Raw genomic sequence first — 15,143 nt, 5'->3', positions numbered from 1 at the left:
TCGGCAACGTAGCGCCTCCGAGACGGAGAGATTGCGCTGGCCCGCGCTCCCGCTCAAGCGTTCACGAGATCGTCATCCCGCATTTCTGCGGACGAAACCTCGGGGTCATGACGGACACGCGACGGACGCTTCTCGCCCTATCGTCTGGCCATGGGCGACGACACGAGCGGGTGCGCGGTCCTGACCACGGGCCGGGCGCGGGTGCGGGCGCGGACGCGGACCCGGGCACGAGCGGCGACCCGGACGCGCGGATGATCGAGCGCGTCGACCCGTTCCTCGGGACCGAGCCCACCGACCTGCCCCCGCCGGTCGGGCTGGCGGCGACGTGGTGGTGGCCCAAGCCGCAGGTCGGCAACACCCACCCCGGCGCGACCTACCCGCTGGGTATGGTCTCGGCCTGCGCGTACTCCGGCGCCTACCCCACCGGCTACGGCCGCTACGACCTGAGCACCGAGGGCGTCCCGCCCCTCCTCCACGACCGCCAGCTCGCCTCGGGCTTCACCCACTTCCAGCAGTCCGGCACGGGCGCCATCCGGAAGTACTACAACTACTTCCGCGTCACCCCGATGATCGAGCCGCTCGACGCCCTGGGGACGCGGTGGGAGGTGCACGAGGAGCAGGCCGAGCCCGGCTGGTACGCGGCGACCCTCGGCCCCGGCATCCGGTGCGAGATCACCGTGGGCCCCAAGAGCGCCGTCCACCGCTACACCTTCCCCCGCCACCGCGACGCCCGCCTGGTCGTCGACCTCTCCCTCGGCGGCCTGGACATCCCCTTCGGCGCGACCGTCCCGCTGCGGGCCAAGCTCCGCTCGGTCGGCCCCGGCGTCGCGCAGGGCGAGATCGTCGTCGAGGGCGCGCCGCTGGCCGTCCACCTCGAGTGCGACCACGACCAGTGGCGCCAGATGCTCTGGTACGACCGGCGCCTCATGCCCGGCGGGACACGCCTTGACTTTGACTACATCCGCCCCACCACGCTGCGCCCGTTCGGCCTCATGTGGGCGGGCCCGAGCGAGTCGGGCCAGACGGTCGAGCTGCGGATGGGCTTCTCCCTGCGCGGCGTCGAGCAGGCCCGCGCGAACCTCTACCGCGACTGCGGGCCCGGCCCGTCGAGCTTCACCGCCCGCCGCGAGAGCACCACGAGCGCGTGGCGCGAACGCCTGCAGCTGGTCACGGTGGACACGCCCTCGCGGGACCGGCAGGCCGTGTTCTCCACGGCGCTCTACCACTCCCTCATCAAGCCCTGCCTCGCGCCCGCGGAGAGCCCGTTCTGGCCCTCCGACGGGCCGTTCGTGTTCGACATCAGCACGATGTGGGACATCTACCGCACCCAGCTGCCGCTGCTGACCACCCTGCTGCCCGAGCGGGCCGTGGAGATCGCCCGGGCGCTCCTGACCATCTGCGAGGAGGAGGGCAACTTCCCCATCGGCTACCGCATGGCCCGGGGCGCGGACCGGTTCTCCCGGCAGGGCAGCGCCCTGGCCCACACGTTCCTGGCCGACCTGTGCCAGCTCGGCCTGCCGGGCATCGACTGGGAGTGGGCGCTGGCCCACATGCACAACGACCTGCGCCGCACCTACGGCGAGGACTTCCTCCTGCGCGGGGAGGCCCACCCGATCAGCCACACCCTCGACCTCGCGTTCGGGTACTGGTGCACCGCCAGGGTGGCCCGGCACGTCGGGGACGAGGCGCTGGCCGGGGAGTTCGACGAGCTCGCCACGCGGTGGGTGAACGCCTTCGACGCCGGCACCGGGCTGCTCAAGGACTCCACGTTCTACGAGGGCGGCCGGTGGAACTACTCCTTCCGTCTGGTCCACGACATGGCCGCCCGCATCGCCCTGGCGGGCGGCGACGACGCCTTCGTCGCCCTGCTGGACGAGTTCTTCGGCGTCGGCGCCGAACCGGTCACGCAGCCGGGCGTGCGGCCCACGATCGACGAGCTCGCGCGCGGCTACGCCCTGCACCGGTTCGAGGGCCTGAACAACGAGCCCGACATGGAGTCACCCTGGGCCTACCAGTACGCCGGGCGTCCGGACCGCACCGCCGACGTCGTCCACGCCGTGCTGCACCAGCAGTTCGGGACCGGCCGCGGCGGGCTACCGGGCAACGATGACTCGGGGGCGCTCAGCTCGTGGTACGTGTGGGCCTCCCTCGGCCTGTTCCCGGTCGCCGGCCAGAACCTGTTCCTCATCAACGCCCCCTCCTTCGCGCAGTCGCGGATCCGCGTCGGGGAGGAGTCCTTCGCGGTCGAGACACGCGGCTTCGTCGAGCCGCGGCCCACCGGACCGGCGCAGTATGTACAGTCGGTCCAGCTCAACGGCGAACCCCTGGGACGCACGTGGCTGCGCGGCGACGAGCTGCACCGAGGCGGACGGCTCATCGTCGAGCTGGGACCCGCCCCCGGTGGCTGGGGAGCCCGTAACCGACCACCGTCCAGGGGCCGCCGCGCCCCGACGTCCCCGCTACCGGAGGTAACCACACCGTGACCAAGCCCCAGAACCGCCTCGTGATCATCGTGCGCGCCGACCCGGTGATCTGCGGCCACTCCGGCGAGGCCCGCAACCTCGCCGAGGCCGCCCTGACGCGGGGCTTCGACGAGGTGCGGATCGTGACGTGGCCGATCGAGCGCCTGCAGGAGGCCGGCCTGCCGCTCAAGCCGCTGGACCGCGTCCTGCCCTACAGCGAGGGCATCATCGTCGAGCGGCCCGCGCCGGTCGGGGACTACAAGGTGCCCGACGGGCGCTACCTCGCCGGCCTGACCGGCCGGCTCGTCGAGCTGTTCACCGACGGCGTGCCCACCGTGTGCCTGTCGCTGTACCTCAGCCCGCACACCGTCGTCGTCGCCGACGCCGTCCGCGCCGCCCGGGACACCGGGCTGCCGGTGAACGTCACGACCATCGCCGAGGCGGTCGGCTCCGACGTGACCAACGTGGTGCGCGCCTGCGTCGACGAGGACCGGTTCGGCGCCGCGGCGCACGTCCTGTCGAGCTACCTCAGCCAGGACCACTGCGTGGCCGTGTCCGCGTACACCCGCGACCTCATCATCGCCGAGGCCACCCAGATCGACGACCGGCACGGCACGACCTTCGCGCGGCGCTGCCGGGAGCGGGTCGGGATCTCCTACCCGGCGATCGACACCGGTGCCTACCTCGACCTCGACGACGGCGAGCTGGGCCGGACGCTCGCCCGCCGCGGCCTGGACCGCGACGGCTACGTCCTGTTCCTGTCCCGCCTGAGCAAGGCCAAGGGCGTCGACGACCTCATCGCCGGCTTCGCCCGCAGCCGCTCCCGGGAGGGGCTGCGCCTCGTGATCGCCGGCCGCGGCCCGGAGGCCGAGACCCTGCGCGAGGTCGCCGCGGCGTCCGGCGCCCGGGACCGCATCACGTTCCTCGATGACGTCGACGACGGCGAGAAGCCCTACCTCATGGCCGGCAGCGCCGCGTACGTGCTGCCCAGCAAGCCGCTGCCGGAGTTCGTCGAGACGTTCGGCATCGCCCTGGTCGAGAAGATGCTCGCCGGGGGCGGCCCCGTGATCACCACCGACGTCGGCGGCATCCGGGAGGCGGTCGGCGACTGCGCGATCTACGTACCCGCCGGGGACGCCGACGCCATCGCGGCGGCCCTGGACCGGGCCGTGCTCGAGCTCTCGCCGCAGGAGCGCCGGGTGTGGGAGGAGCGGGCCCGGGCCCACGCGCTGCAGTTCGACCGCGCCGAGGTCTTCGACCGGCTCTTCGCCCGGCTGCCCGCCGACCAGTTCCCGAACCTGCTGGCCTCGCGGGGCGTGCTGGCCGCTCAGCCCGCGTAGGCGCCCTGCCACACGGTGTCGAACGGGGTGTGGGCGGCTACCCGGCCGTTGATCCCGGCGGTGACGAAGTCCTTCGCCAGGGCGACGGCGGAGCGGACGTCCGCGCCCTTGGCGAGCTCGGCGGTCACGGCCGCGGCGAGGGTGCACCCGGCGCCGGAGACCCGCTCCTGGCCCACCTTGGGCGCGGACAGGACGGTGACGTCCTCGCCGTCGAAGAGGACGTCGACGGCGTCCTCGCCCGGGAGCTCGACGCCGCCCTTGGCCAGGACGTACTGCGGGCCGAGCGCGTGGATGCGGCGGGCGGCCTCGGTGAGCTCCTCCACGGTCTCGATCCGGTCCATGCCGGCGAGGGTGCGCGCCTCGAACAGGTTGGGGGTGACCATGGTCGCCAGCGGCAGGATCGACTCGCGCAGCGCGTTGTCCGTGTCCAGCGCCGCGCCGGCCTCCTGGCCCTTGCAGATGAGTACCGGGTCGAGGACGACGTGGCGCCAGGGCTGACGCCGCAGCCCCGCCGCGACCGTCTCGATGGTGGCGGGCGTGCCGAGCATGCCGATCTTGACGACGTCGAGGTCGTGGGCGGAGGTGGCCGCCTCCATCTGGTCCGCGATGACCCCCGGGGGCACCGGCACGAAGCGGTGTCCCCAGCCGTTCTTCGGGTCGAACGAGACGATGCAGGTGAGCGTGCCGACGCCGTAGACGCCGAGCTCCTGGAAGGTCTTGAGGTCGACCTGGATGCCGGCGCCGCCGGTCGCTTCCGAGCCGGCAATGACATAGGCGAGCTGGACCACGAACTTCTCCCTTCGGACACCCCGGAAACGACGAAGAGCCGCCCATCACGGACGGCTCTTCGGTACTGCTGGTGGAGCTAGAGGGATTCGAACCCTCGACCTCTTCCATGCCATGGAAGCGCGCTACCAACTGCGCCATAGCCCCTTGCTGTGCCCCGCGGGGCGTTGACAACTTTAAGCCATCGCCGGCCCGAAGTGCCAATCCGCGGGGCCCCTGGGCGGCGTGACCCTCGCCACTCTCCTCCCGCGGCCCTGGTTCGCCCCTTTGCTGCGGAGTACATCCCTCGGCGGCCTTCCTCCCGAGCACGTGCTTGGCCGCTCGCACGGGCGCGCGTCGGGCGCGCGCACCCCGGGACCTCATCGGCGCCGGCCTCTACCCTTGCCTCATGACCGACCAGCCTGAGGAGACCGGCCAGCCCGAGACCGGCCGGCCCGACGACGCCGCCCTGGCCTACGCGGAGCGCCTGTTCGACCTCGCCCGGGAGGGCGCCACGGCCGAGCTCGCCGCGGGCATCGACGCCGGCGTGCCCGTGAACCTCACCAACTCCAAGGGCGACACACTCCTCACGCTCGCCGCCTACCACCAGCAGGCGGACACGGTGCGGGCCCTGCTCGAGCGCGGGGCGGACGTGCACCGCCTCAACGACCGCGGCCAGAGCGCGCTCGTGTGCGCGGTGTTCCAGCAGGACGAGGGCATCACGTCGATGCTGTTGGAGGCAGGGGCGGACCCGGACGCCGGGACGCCGTCGCCCATGCAGGCGGCGCAGATGTTCAACCTGCCGCGCATGGCGGTGCTGCTCGAGGCGAGCAGGCGGTCCTGACCTACTCCTCGGCTCCGATGTTGTAACCGGCCAGGCGCCATGCGGGCTCGCGCCCGGGGTTCGGGTGCATCGAGGTCCAGCGGCAGTTGTCCAAGCCCGTCAGGCCGAACCACGCCGCCGGGTCGAGGCCGAGGAGCACCGACTGGCCCAGCGTGATCGCGGCGCCGTGCGCGACGACCACCAGGACGTCGTCGCGGCCCAGGTCGGCCGCCACCTCCTCGACGGCCTCGGCGACCCGCCGGCCGGCGTCGGAGCGTGTCTCCGCGCCCACGCCGTCGGGCTCCTTGCCCTGGCGCCACGCGGCCCACGCCTCGGGCCAGCCCGACCTGATCTGCTCGGCGGTCAGGCCTTCCCAGTCACCGAAGCTGCGCTCGCGCAGGCGCGCGTCCGGCGCCGGCTCCAGGCCGGTCAGGTCGCCGAGCGCCCGCGCGGTCGCGGCGGCGCGCACGAGGTCGGACGTGACGATCCGCGTCGGCTCGAGGGCGGCGAGGACCTCGGCCGCCCGGGCGGCCTGCGCCCTGCCCGTCTCGTTCAGCGCGATGTCCACCTGCCCCTGAAGGCGCTTGCTCGCGTTGTACTCCGTCTGCCCGTGACGCCACAGGACGATGGTGCCGGCGCTCATGCCTGCGCGGTCTCGCCCTCGACCTCGGCGTCCTCCTCGGCGGCCACGTACAGGTCGGTCGGCAGGTCGACGACGGGGCAGTCCTTCCAGAGCCGCTCGAGGGCGTAGAACTCGCGGTCCTCCTCGTGCTGGACGTGGACGACGATGTCGCCGTAGTCCATGAGGATCCAACGGGCCTGGGTCATGCCCTCCTTGCGGACCGCCTTGGCGCCCTCCTTGTGCAGGGCCTCCTCGATGGCGTCGACGATGGACTTCACCTGGCGCTCGTTGGCGCCGGAGACCACGAGGAAGACGTCGGTGAGCACGAGCTGCTCGCTGACGTCGAGGGCGATGATCTCCTTGGCCTTCTTGTCGGCGGCGGCTCGGGCCGCGACGACGGCGAGATGGCGGGAACGATCGTCAGCAGACACGGGTCTCCTTGAGAAAATTGGGGCGGTCTGGTCGATCTTACGCGAGCAAGCCCGGCGCCAGTCCGCCCGTGAGCACCATCACCCGCTGCGCGAGGGCCGCCGCGGCCGCGCCGCTGTTCTCGTTGAAGGCGAGCAGGCCGATGAGCAGGCCGATGATCACGGCCGCGAGGACGAGGATGACAATCTTGACGACGGAGGCAGCGGTGTTGCGCCCGTCGTCGTGGTCGTCGTCCTCCAGGTCCTCGTCGTCCGCCTCATTCGCGGAGGCCGCGGTCATGTTCCGCGCGGCGGCGGTGACGCGGTCGCGCACCGACGGGCGTGGGGTGGGCTCGCGCATGGCCCGGCGGCTCGCGATGGACTCGGCCTCGTCCGGGGACGCACCGGTCGCGCCGCTGTACTCCGCGAGGGAGGGCCACTGCGGACGCAGCGGCTCCTCGTCGTCCTCGGGCTCGGCCGGGCGGCGGGACGGCGGCGGTGCGTCGTCTCGGACCGGCACGGGCATGGCGACGGTGCGCTCGGGCTCGTCCTCGACGGGGCCGCCCCCGGGCCGGGCGGTCGACACCGAGCCCGCAGCCGGGCGGGCGGGCGAGATGGGCCGCGGGTCACGCGGCGCCGGACGCGGAGCGTCCGACGGCGTCGGCCGCTCGGACCGCGTCGGCCGCTCGGACGGCGTCGGCCGCTCGGACGGCGTCGGCCGCTGCGACGGCGCAGGCCGCTCCGACCGCGTCGGCCGCTTCGAGCTGGCGGAGGCCGTCGACGCCGTCGACGGCGACCGTGGGGCCGGCGATCTGGTCGGGATGGTGACGGTGTGCTCGTCGTCGCGCACCGCCGGCAGGGCCGCGGCCGACTCCCACCCCGCGGGGTCGGTCGTGACCTCGGACTCGGGTGCAGATTTCGCGGAGGGCGCGGCCACCCCCTGGGGCGGCGTGGGCGCGCCGGGCGGCACGGGCCGGATGCCGGTGAGCGTGCCGGTGGCGTCGAGCGTGCGGATGCCCTTGGCGGTGTGCGGGGCGCGGACGACGGGTCGGCGGGTCGCCGGCCGGGGCTCGTCCTTGGGCTCGGCGGCCTCCGCCGCGGCAGCGGCCCGCGCGGCGGCAGCGGCCTGGGCGGCGCGCATCGCCCGACGGGAACTCACGGCCTGAGGCGCGCCCGCAGGTGGTGCGGCGACGGGCTCCGTGGGCACGGACTGCCCGGGGGCGGGCTTCCTGGGCGCGGCCGGCTCGTCCTCGGGCGTCTTGGGTGCCGCCGGCTTGGGCTCGGGCGCTTTGGCTGCGGCCGGGTTGGGCTCAGGCGTCCTAGCCGCCGCCGGCCTGGCCGCGAGCGCAGACTTCACCTGGCCGCGTTCGGGCGCGCCCGAGCGTGCCTGCCCAGCCGCGTCCACCGAACCGGCCTGCGCTCCAGCACGGACACCGGGTGCCGTCGGGCGTGAGGGCTCCGCCGCCGTCGGGCGGGCGGACTCCTCCGCCGTCGTCCCGTCCGCGGGACGGCGGCGGGAGCGACGCGTGGAAGGGGGCTGCGCGGCGTCGCCCACGCCGGCGGCCTCGGCCGCGCGCGCCGCCTGCTCGTGCGTGAGCGGGTTGCCGGCCTCGTCCACGGGCAGGTACTCGCCGGTGGCGATGGCCTCGAGGCGCGCCTGCTCCTCCTCCTGGAGCCAGCGCAGCTCCTTACGGCTGGGCGGCGTGCGCGTGCCCTCACGCTCGGCGGCGAGGCGGGCGGCGCGGGCGGCCTCGCGTCGGCGACGCCGCTCCCCCAGCCCGTCGGTGTCCGTGGACGGTTCGCGCCCGTTCACTGCCCGGCCCCCACGGCGCGCGGAGGCGCCTCGGCCGTGGCCGTGCCCGACCGCTTGGGGGCCGCCGCTGCATGCGGGCGCGCGGGGTGGGACGGGGCCGCCGGGCGATAGAGCCGGTGCTTGCCGATGTACTGGACCACGCCGTCAGGCACGAGGTACCACACGGGCTTGCCCGCCCGGACGCGCGCGCGGCAGTCCGTGGAGGAGATCGCCATGGCGGGCACCTCCATGAGGGACACACCGTTGGCGGGCAGGCCGGCGTCGTCGAGCATGTGGCCGGGGCGGGTGACGCCGATGAAGTGCGCCATGGACCACAGCTCGTCGGCGTCCTTCCACGTCAGGATCTGCGCGAGGACGTCCGCACCGGTGATGAAGAACAGCTCCGCGTCGGGCATCTGCTCACGCAGCAGACGCAGCGTGTCGATCGTGTACGTCTTGCCGGGGCGGTCGATCTCCATGCGTGACACGTTGAACCGCGGGTTGGACGCCGTGGCGATCACCGTCATGAGGTACCGGTGCTCCGCCTCGGTCACGTCACGGTCCTGCTTGAAGGGCTGCTCGCCCGCGGGGACGAAGACCACCTCGTCGAGGTTGAACGCGTCAAGCACCTCGCTCGCGGCGACGAGGTGCCCGTGGTGCACGGGGTCGAAGGTGCCACCCATGACACCTACCCGTCGCTTGCGATCCTTGCCCCACGCCATGGCTACCCCGAGGTCAGTGGCGGGTGCCGACGTTGCGGAACGCGTACGTCACGAGCAGCAGGAAGATGAACCCGCAGAGGGTCAGGCCACCCAGCAGGTACGGGTTAATCGTCAGGCCGCCGGCGGCATGTTCCGTCTCCTGGGCGGCGAACATCACGAGAGAGCTCTTCATGGGGTTCCTTCCTGGTCGCGCCCCGACGGGCATGCAGGGCTCCAGTGTGTCACGTCGGCGAGGGGCGCTGCGGTGAGGCTCGCGCGCGGCGGGTCGTCCGCGCGGCGGGTCGCCCGCCGCCCCGGGTGCCGCCTACTCCAGGACGGCCCAGCCGTGCGGGGGGACCTGGGCCCGGCCGTCGCCTCGCATCTCGGCGCCGCCGGCCACGACCGCGGTGGCCCGCTCCGCCGGCACCTCCGCCGGGGCGTCGCCGAGGTTGAGGATGACGACCAGCCGCCCGGCGCCGCCGTCGGGCAGTCCGCCGGCGACCTCGTAGGCAAGGACCTCGTTGGACAGCTCCAGCTGGCGGGTCTGGGCCCGGTGGAGCCAGAGGTGGCGCCGGCGCAGCGCGATCAGCTCCTGGTGGAGCCGGTAGGTCGCCCACCCGCCGGCCGGCAGGTCGCCCGGGCCGGCGGGGAAGGCGGGACGGATGGCATCGTCACCGCCGAGCCGCTCCTCCTTGACGCCCTCGAAGCCCTGCTCGTCCCCGTAGTAGACGGAGGGTGTGCCGCCGAGCGTCAGGAGCAGGACGACGGCGTGCGGGAGGTGGCGCGCGTCGGTGACCTGGGTGGCCACGCGGGTGACGTCGTGGTTGCCGACGAACGTCAGCGGCGCGAAGGTCTCCAGCAGGGTGTTGTGCCGTCCCAGCGTGTGGGCGAGCTCGTAGAGGTTGCGGTCGTTCAGCGAGCTCCAGACGGCCTTCCACAGCTCGTACTGGGTCACGGCGTCCATGCCGGAGTCGGCCACGATCTGGGCGTAGTCCCCGTGGATCACCTCGCCGACGACGTAGCTCTCGGGGAAGTCCGCGCGCACGGCGGGCAGCACCCGCGCCCAGAAGCCGGTCGGGACGGCGTACGCCGCGTCCAGGCGCCAGGCGTCGGCGCCGGCGTGCAGCCAGTGCCGCATGACCTCGGTGACGAGCTCGGCGACGCGGTCGTCGTCGTGGTTCAGCGCCACCAGGCCGTCGTGGCCCTCGAAGGTGCGGTAGCCGGGCCGCTCCCCCGGCCGGTCGGGCCAGGTGAGGTGGAACAGCCTGCCCTCGGGGGCGTCGGGGCCCTCGTCGAGGGCGCGGAGGAAGGCGGGGTGGTCGCGGCCGACGTGGTTGAAGACGCCGTCGAGCATGATCTTCAGGCCACGCCGGTGGGCGGCGGCGACGAGGGCGTCGAAGTCGGTGCGGTCGCCGAGGCGCGGATCGATGGTGAAGTAGTCGAGGGTGTCGTAGCCGTGGCTGGCGGAGGTGAAGATCGGGCCGAGAGCAAGGCCGGAGACGCCGAGCTCGACGGCGTAGTCGAGCCAGTCGATGAGCCGGCGCAGCCGGTGCTGCGGCTGCGCGCCGTCGGGCAGGACGTGCTCGGCGCCAAGGAACCCCAGCGGGTAGACGTGCCACCAGATCGCGTGCTCGTGCCAGGTCGTCATGCCGAGCATTCTCGCGCGCCGGGCGGCGGCGTCACCAGTCGCGGGGGTGGTGGGGCCGCCGGACGCGGCCCACCGGCAGCGGTGTCAGAGCACCTCGAGCTTGGCGGAGTCGAGCTGCACCCGGCGACGGTTGCCGCCGCCGAAGTCGACGATGACCGCGCGCGGGCCGTCCAGCGCGACCACCTTGCCGAGACCGTGACGCTCGTGGAGCACCTGCTCACCGACGGGGATCGGGACGAACTTGGCCTCTGCGGCCTCCCGGGCGGCGTTGAACGGGCTGTTCTTCAGGAACGGACGGTTTCCGGTGTGAGTGGTGGCCATTCCTTCATGGTCCTCCCCCGCCAAGCCGATGGGAACGTGACGGCACCGACTGTCGCCAATGACACACACCGCGACGGCTGCACCGGCCGGACGGCCGAGCCCCTTGCCCGGTGTGGCGGGGCAGCCCGGCACCGCCGTCGCAGGCCGCCTCGGGGCGACGCCGGTGGGCGCGAGCATTCCCTCAGCGGTTCGCGTGGCGGAGCATGGAGCCATAGCCGCGACCCGCCTCGGGAGGGACGACCATGCAGACGATCGGCATCATCGGGGGCATGAGCTGGTACTCGACGGCCGAGTACTACCGGGTCATCAACGCCGAGGTGCAGCGCCGCCTCGGGGGACACCACTCCGCGCGGATCGTGCTGTCCTCCCTGGACTTCCAGGAGGTGCGCGACCTCCAGGAGCGTGAGGACTGGGCGGGCGCGGGTGAGCTGCTGTCCGACGCGGCGGTCCGGCTCGAGGCCGCGGGGGCGGACTTCGTCCTGATCGGCACGAACCTCATGCACAAAGTCGCCGACGCGGTGGAGGCCTCGATCGGGGTGCCCCTGCTGCACATCGGCGACGCCGTAGGAGCCGCAGCAACGTCCAAGGGGTGCCGGACGCTCGGGCTGGTGGGGACCCGGTGGGTCATGTCGGAGCCGTTCTACGCGGACCGGCTCGCCCGCCACGGCGTCGCCACGACCGTCCCCGCGCCGGAGGACCGGGAGATGATCGACCGCGTCATCTGGGACGAGCTCACCCAGGGCATCGTCACCGACACCTCGCGCCAGGCGTACGCCCGGGTGCTCGCGTCCCTCGCCCGCGCGGGCGCCGAAGCGGTCGTGCTCGCGTGCACCGAGATCGAGCTCCTCATCAAGCCCGGTGACAGCCCGCTGCCGCTCATCGACTCCATGCACGTCCACGCCCTGCGGGCCGCCGAGCTCGCGCTGGGCGCGCCGCTCACCGCACGTCCGCAGGCCTGAGCCGCCGACGTCGCGCGCCTGCTCCCGTCGACAGGGCACCCTGCGCGCCCCGTGGTGCGGTGCGGTGGGGGAACCGCTGTACTGGCCCCATCCGTGAAGGGGAGGGAACGATGTGCCGTTGGCTGGCCTACTGCGGGTCCGTGATCCTGGCCGAGGAGCTGCTGTTCAAGCCGACGCACTCCCTCATCGACCAGAGCCTGCACTCCCGGCTCGGTGCCACGACGACGAACGGGGACGGGTTCGGACTCGGCTGGTACGGCGAGGGGCCCGTGCCCGCTGTGTTCAAGAGCATCGAGCCGGCCTGGAACGACCTGAACCTGCGCGAGGTCGCCAGCCAGGTCCGCACGCCGTTGTTCTTCGCGCACATCCGCGCCTCGACGGGCTCCCCCGTGCAGCGCAGCAACTGCCACCCGTTCCGTCATGGCCGGTGGCTCTGGATGCACAACGGCGGCATCACCGGCTTCCACCGCCTCAAGCGTGACCTCGTCTCGGCAGTCGACCCGGCCCTGTTCCCCGACATCGAGGGGTCGACCGACTCGGAGGTGCTCTTCTTCCTCGCGCTCACGTTCGGCCTGGCCGACGATCCCCCGGCGGCCGTCGAGCGGGCGGTCGGCCTCGTCGAGGACGTCGCCCGCCGCCACCAGGTGAGGCACCCCGTCCAGATGACCGTGGCGACCACCGACGGCTCGTCGATCTGGGCGTTCCGGTACTCGAGCGTGCGTCGCACGCGGACCCTGTTCTACTCCACCGACGTCACCACGATGCGGCTCCTGCACCCCGAGCTGCCGGTGCTGGACCGGCTCAGCGACGAGAGCCGGATGATCGTCTCCGAGCCGCTGCGGGACCTCCCCGGGGCGTGGCACGAGGTGCCGGAGTCCAGGTGGGGGCTCGTGCGGCCGGACGGCCACGCCGAGATGCACCGGTTCCGGCCGGTCGGGGCCGCGCGCTCCCTGTAGCGCGCGGCCCGCGGCGGCGGCCGGGCGGCGGCGCGGCGCCCCCGACGGCTGGGCGGTCAGGCTCGGACGGCGGCGCTCAGCCCCGGACTGCTGCGATCAGGCACGGGCCGGCGCCCACCCGATGGCCGGGGCCACGTGGCGCGCGATCGACTCCAGCAGGTGCACGTTGTAGTCGACGCCGAGCTGGTTGGGGACCGTGAGCAGGACCGTGTCGGCGGCCTGGACCGCCGCGTCCTGGCTCAGCTGCTCGGCGACGACGTCTGGCTCCCCCGTGTAGCTCTTCCCGAACCGGGCTCGCACCCCCTCGAGGTTGCCCACCTGGTCCTCGTTCTCTGCCGACCGGATGCCGAAGTAGCGGCGGTCGACGTCGGTGGTGATCGGGATGACGCTGCGGCTCACCGAGACGCGCGGCTCCCGGGCGTGCCCCGCATGCGTCCAGGCCTCGCGGTACAGGGCGATCTGCTCGGCCTGGAGCTCGTCGAAGGGCACGCCCGTGTCCTCGCTCAGCAGCGTCGAACTCATGAGGTTCATCCCCCGCTCGGCGGCCCACCGGGCGGTCTGACGCGTGCCGGACCCCCACCAGATGCGGTCCGCGAGCCCGGGCGACTGCGGCTGGATGCCGAGGACGCCGGCGGAGCCCGTCATCTGAGGGTTGGCGCGCACCACGGGCGCGCCCGCGATCGCGGCCCGGAAGAGGGCAGTGTGGGCCCGGGCGAGGTCGGCGTCGCTCTGGCCCTCCTCCGGGACGTACCCGAAGGACTCGGAGCCACGCATCGCCGGCTCCGGGGAGCCGCGACTGACACCGAGCTGAAGGCGGCCGCCGCTGATGAGGTCGGTGGCCGCGGCCTCCTCCGCCATGTACAGGGGGTTTTCGTAGCGCATGTCGATGACGGCGGTGCCCATCTCGATGCGGGTGGTGCGTGCCGCGATGGCGGCGAGGAGCGGGAACGGCGAGGCCAGCTGGCGGGCGAAGTGGTGCACGCGGATGTAGGCGCCGTCGATGCCGAGCTCCTCCGCCGCGACCGCGAGGTCGATGGTCTGCAGGAGGGCGTCGCTCGGCGTGTGCGTCTGCGAGCCGGGGATCGGCTGCCAGTGGCCGAAGCTGAGGAACCCGATGCGCTTCTTGTCGGCGTGAGGTGGTGCCATCTCTGGTCCTTCCGGTCGGGGCTCAGGTTCGGGGTGGCGCCGCGGCCCGTGTGCCGCTCCGCCCGCCGGAGGCGGCGCCGGCCGAGCTGCCACGCGGTCCATGGTGGTCCCTCACCTGCAGGATGACACGCCCCGCCGACAGACCGGCGCCCGCAGTGCGCACCAGTGGGGACGACCGGGCTCCGCCGTCGTCAGCCCGCTGCGAGCCGGGGGCCGATGACGTCCCGGAAGGCGGCGACATCACTGGCGGGGAGGTCGTAGCCGCTGTCGGCGGTGTGCGAGGGGAAGAAGAACACGTGCTCGACGCCGGTCTCCCGCTGCGCGCGGAGCAGGCGCTCGGCGCAGTGCTCCGGCGGCCCGAAGAGGCCGAACGCGTCACAGACCTGGGCCGCGACCGCCGGGGAGAGGTTTTCGGGCCGGTGGTCGTCGGCGATGTCGATCCCGGCGATGCGCAGCCAGTGAAGGTTGGACGCGCTGGGATAGGTCAGGAACGACTTGCCGGGCCGGAACCATCGCCGCGGCCACTCGCGCGCCGCCTCGTAGGGCTCCACCGCCGTCGGGACGATGAGGACCTCCTCGACCTCCCCCCGGACGCGCCCCGCGCGCTCCAGCCCCGCACGGACGTGGCCGCGGGCGGCCTCGACCGCCGCCGGGTGGAGCCCGACCAGCATGAGGACGCCGTCGGCGACCTCGCCGGCGAGCTCGAGCATCTTGGGCCCGGAGGCGAGGACGAAGACCTTCGCGGTCGGCGTCGCGGGGTTGTTCATGCGCAGCTCGGCGCCGTCGACCACCGCCGGTCTCCCGGCGAGGAGCTGGCGCACCGCCAAGACGACCTCGCCCAGCTGTTGGCGCCTCGCCTGCGGCTTGCCCGCCTTCTCCACCGAGAGGAAGCCGGGCGCGAGGGTGAGGAGCACCCGCCCGGGCGCGAGCTCCGTCAGGGCGTTGGCGGTAGCCGCGAGCACCAGCGGGTGCCGGGTCACCGGGTTGGTGGTCGCCGGGTAGAGCGCGAGCCGGGTGGTCCGGACCGCGGCCGCCGCGAGCGTGACGTAGACGTCCCGCCCGGAGTGGTGGTGGTCGTGCACACCGACACCGTGGAAGCCCGCGTCCTCGCACGAGGCGATGAAGTCCACGACCTCGGGCACCGGGCGGCCCACGGGCACCCGGATGTCGACCTTGACCGTCATCACGCCTCTCTGTCCCC

At 73.3% G+C, this 15,143-nt stretch carries 15 protein-coding genes and 1 tRNA gene; 5 read left to right on the top strand and 11 right to left on the bottom strand.

The genetic code is table 11. The features are described from left to right. Window positions 1-170: 170 nt before the first annotated feature. Both EJK16_RS17335 and EJK16_RS17330 read left to right on the top strand, forming a co-directional pair. A complete protein-coding gene (locus tag EJK16_RS17335; protein WP_240646133.1) occupies window positions 171-2,483 on the top strand; it encodes a glycoside hydrolase domain-containing protein in 2,313 nt (770 codons plus the stop codon). Further along, entirely contained in the window at window positions 2,480-3,802 is a 1,323-nt protein-coding gene (locus EJK16_RS17330; RefSeq protein ID WP_127131587.1) for a glycosyltransferase, read from the top strand. The genes EJK16_RS17335 and EJK16_RS17330 overlap by 4 nt, the downstream gene beginning before the upstream one ends. On the opposite strand, the gene thiD is transcribed toward EJK16_RS17330, so the two are convergent. Beyond that, window positions 3,790-4,590, bottom strand: a complete 801-nt coding sequence (gene thiD, locus EJK16_RS17325; protein ID WP_127131585.1) for a bifunctional hydroxymethylpyrimidine kinase/phosphomethylpyrimidine kinase — start codon at window positions 4,588-4,590, stop codon at window positions 3,790-3,792. The two genes, EJK16_RS17330 and thiD, sit on opposite strands and share 13 nt — an antisense overlap. 69 nt (window positions 4,591-4,659) lie before the next feature. Continuing rightward, window positions 4,660-4,735, bottom strand: a tRNA-Ala gene (locus EJK16_RS17320). A gap of 241 nt (window positions 4,736-4,976) precedes the next feature. On the opposite strand from EJK16_RS17320, the gene EJK16_RS17315 reads away from it, so the two are divergent. Further along, window positions 4,977-5,411, top strand: coding sequence for an ankyrin repeat domain-containing protein (locus EJK16_RS17315; protein WP_127131583.1), 435 nt, complete (start codon window positions 4,977-4,979; stop codon window positions 5,409-5,411). A gap of 1 nt (window position 5,412) precedes the next feature. Here the strand turns inward: EJK16_RS17315 and EJK16_RS17310 are convergent, their stop codons facing one another. From EJK16_RS17310 to EJK16_RS17285, 7 genes are all read right to left on the bottom strand, one after another. Next, window positions 5,413-6,033 carry a histidine phosphatase family protein gene (locus EJK16_RS17310; RefSeq protein WP_127131581.1) on the bottom strand — a complete coding sequence of 207 codons (621 nt, stop codon included), beginning with the start codon at window positions 6,031-6,033 and terminating at the stop codon, window positions 5,413-5,415. Continuing rightward, window positions 6,030-6,443 (bottom strand): ribosome silencing factor, encoded by a 414-nt coding sequence (gene rsfS / locus EJK16_RS17305; RefSeq protein WP_127131579.1) that lies wholly within the window; start codon window positions 6,441-6,443, stop codon window positions 6,030-6,032. The genes EJK16_RS17310 and rsfS overlap by 4 nt, the downstream gene beginning before the upstream one ends. A gap of 37 nt (window positions 6,444-6,480) precedes the next feature. Then, entirely contained in the window at window positions 6,481-8,232 is a 1,752-nt protein-coding gene (locus EJK16_RS19935) for a hypothetical protein (protein WP_205739818.1), read from the bottom strand. After that, window positions 8,229-8,933, bottom strand: a complete 705-nt coding sequence (gene nadD / locus EJK16_RS17295; RefSeq protein ID WP_127131577.1) for a nicotinate-nucleotide adenylyltransferase — start codon at window positions 8,931-8,933, stop codon at window positions 8,229-8,231. Before nadD ends, EJK16_RS19935 begins: the two co-directional genes overlap by 4 nt. A gap of 13 nt (window positions 8,934-8,946) precedes the next feature. Continuing rightward, window positions 8,947-9,105 carry a hypothetical protein gene (locus EJK16_RS19715; protein ID WP_164737398.1) on the bottom strand — a complete coding sequence of 53 codons (159 nt, stop codon included), beginning with the start codon at window positions 9,103-9,105 and terminating at the stop codon, window positions 8,947-8,949. A gap of 132 nt (window positions 9,106-9,237) precedes the next feature. After that, the gene (locus EJK16_RS17290) at window positions 9,238-10,560 is read right to left on the bottom strand and encodes an alpha-amylase family glycosyl hydrolase (RefSeq protein ID WP_127131575.1); all 1,323 of its coding nucleotides are present in this window, start codon (window positions 10,558-10,560) and stop codon (window positions 9,238-9,240) included. 84 nt (window positions 10,561-10,644) lie between these two features. Beyond that, window positions 10,645-10,881 (bottom strand): hypothetical protein, encoded by a 237-nt coding sequence (locus tag EJK16_RS17285; protein ID WP_127131573.1) that lies wholly within the window; start codon window positions 10,879-10,881, stop codon window positions 10,645-10,647. Window positions 10,882-11,123: 242 nt separating this feature from the next. Between EJK16_RS17285 and EJK16_RS17280 the strand changes: the two genes are divergently transcribed. After that, on the top strand, window positions 11,124-11,840 hold the full coding sequence (locus tag EJK16_RS17280) for an aspartate/glutamate racemase family protein (protein WP_127131571.1): 717 nt from the start codon (window positions 11,124-11,126) through the stop codon (window positions 11,838-11,840). 110 nt (window positions 11,841-11,950) lie between these two features. Next, window positions 11,951-12,796, top strand: a complete 846-nt coding sequence (locus EJK16_RS17275; RefSeq protein ID WP_205739817.1) for a class II glutamine amidotransferase — start codon at window positions 11,951-11,953, stop codon at window positions 12,794-12,796. A 96-nt stretch (window positions 12,797-12,892) separates the two neighbouring features. Here EJK16_RS17275 and EJK16_RS17270 read toward each other — a convergent pair whose 3' ends face one another. Beyond that, window positions 12,893-13,942, bottom strand: a complete 1,050-nt coding sequence (locus EJK16_RS17270; RefSeq protein ID WP_127131569.1) for an LLM class flavin-dependent oxidoreductase — start codon at window positions 13,940-13,942, stop codon at window positions 12,893-12,895. Window positions 13,943-14,133: 191 nt separating this feature from the next. Then, window positions 14,134-15,126 (bottom strand): LLM class flavin-dependent oxidoreductase, encoded by a 993-nt coding sequence (locus EJK16_RS17265; protein WP_127131567.1) that lies wholly within the window; start codon window positions 15,124-15,126, stop codon window positions 14,134-14,136. Between the last annotated feature and the right edge of the window lie 17 nt (window positions 15,127-15,143).

Origin of the sequence: Georgenia sp. SYP-B2076, assembly GCF_003991205.1 — a bacterium.
Lineage (GTDB): Bacteria > Actinomycetota > Actinomycetes > Actinomycetales > Actinomycetaceae > Georgenia.
This window is presented reverse-complemented; position numbering and strand designations above follow the sequence as displayed.

Excerpts from the sequence above, each read along its gene's own strand:
- EJK16_RS17315 (WP_127131583.1), top strand. The coding sequence starts at position 4,977 with ATGACCGACCAGCCTGAGGAGACCGGCCAGCCCGAGACCGGCCGGCCC.
- EJK16_RS17310 (WP_127131581.1), bottom strand. The coding sequence starts at position 6,033 with ATGAGCGCCGGCACCATCGTCCTGTGGCGTCACGGGCAGACGGAGTAC.
- nadD (WP_127131577.1), bottom strand. The coding sequence starts at position 8,933 with ATGGCGTGGGGCAAGGATCGCAAGCGACGGGTAGGTGTCATGGGTGGC.
- EJK16_RS19715 (WP_164737398.1), bottom strand. The coding sequence starts at position 9,105 with ATGAAGAGCTCTCTCGTGATGTTCGCCGCCCAGGAGACGGAACATGCC.
- EJK16_RS17290 (WP_127131575.1), bottom strand. The coding sequence starts at position 10,560 with ATGACGACCTGGCACGAGCACGCGATCTGGTGGCACGTCTACCCGCTG.
- EJK16_RS17285 (WP_127131573.1), bottom strand. The coding sequence starts at position 10,881 with ATGGCCACCACTCACACCGGAAACCGTCCGTTCCTGAAGAACAGCCCG.
- EJK16_RS17280 (WP_127131571.1), top strand. The coding sequence starts at position 11,124 with ATGCAGACGATCGGCATCATCGGGGGCATGAGCTGGTACTCGACGGCC.
- EJK16_RS17275 (WP_205739817.1), top strand. The coding sequence starts at position 11,951 with ATGTGCCGTTGGCTGGCCTACTGCGGGTCCGTGATCCTGGCCGAGGAG.
- EJK16_RS17270 (WP_127131569.1), bottom strand. The coding sequence starts at position 13,942 with ATGGCACCACCTCACGCCGACAAGAAGCGCATCGGGTTCCTCAGCTTC.
- EJK16_RS17265 (WP_127131567.1), bottom strand. The coding sequence starts at position 15,126 with ATGACGGTCAAGGTCGACATCCGGGTGCCCGTGGGCCGCCCGGTGCCC.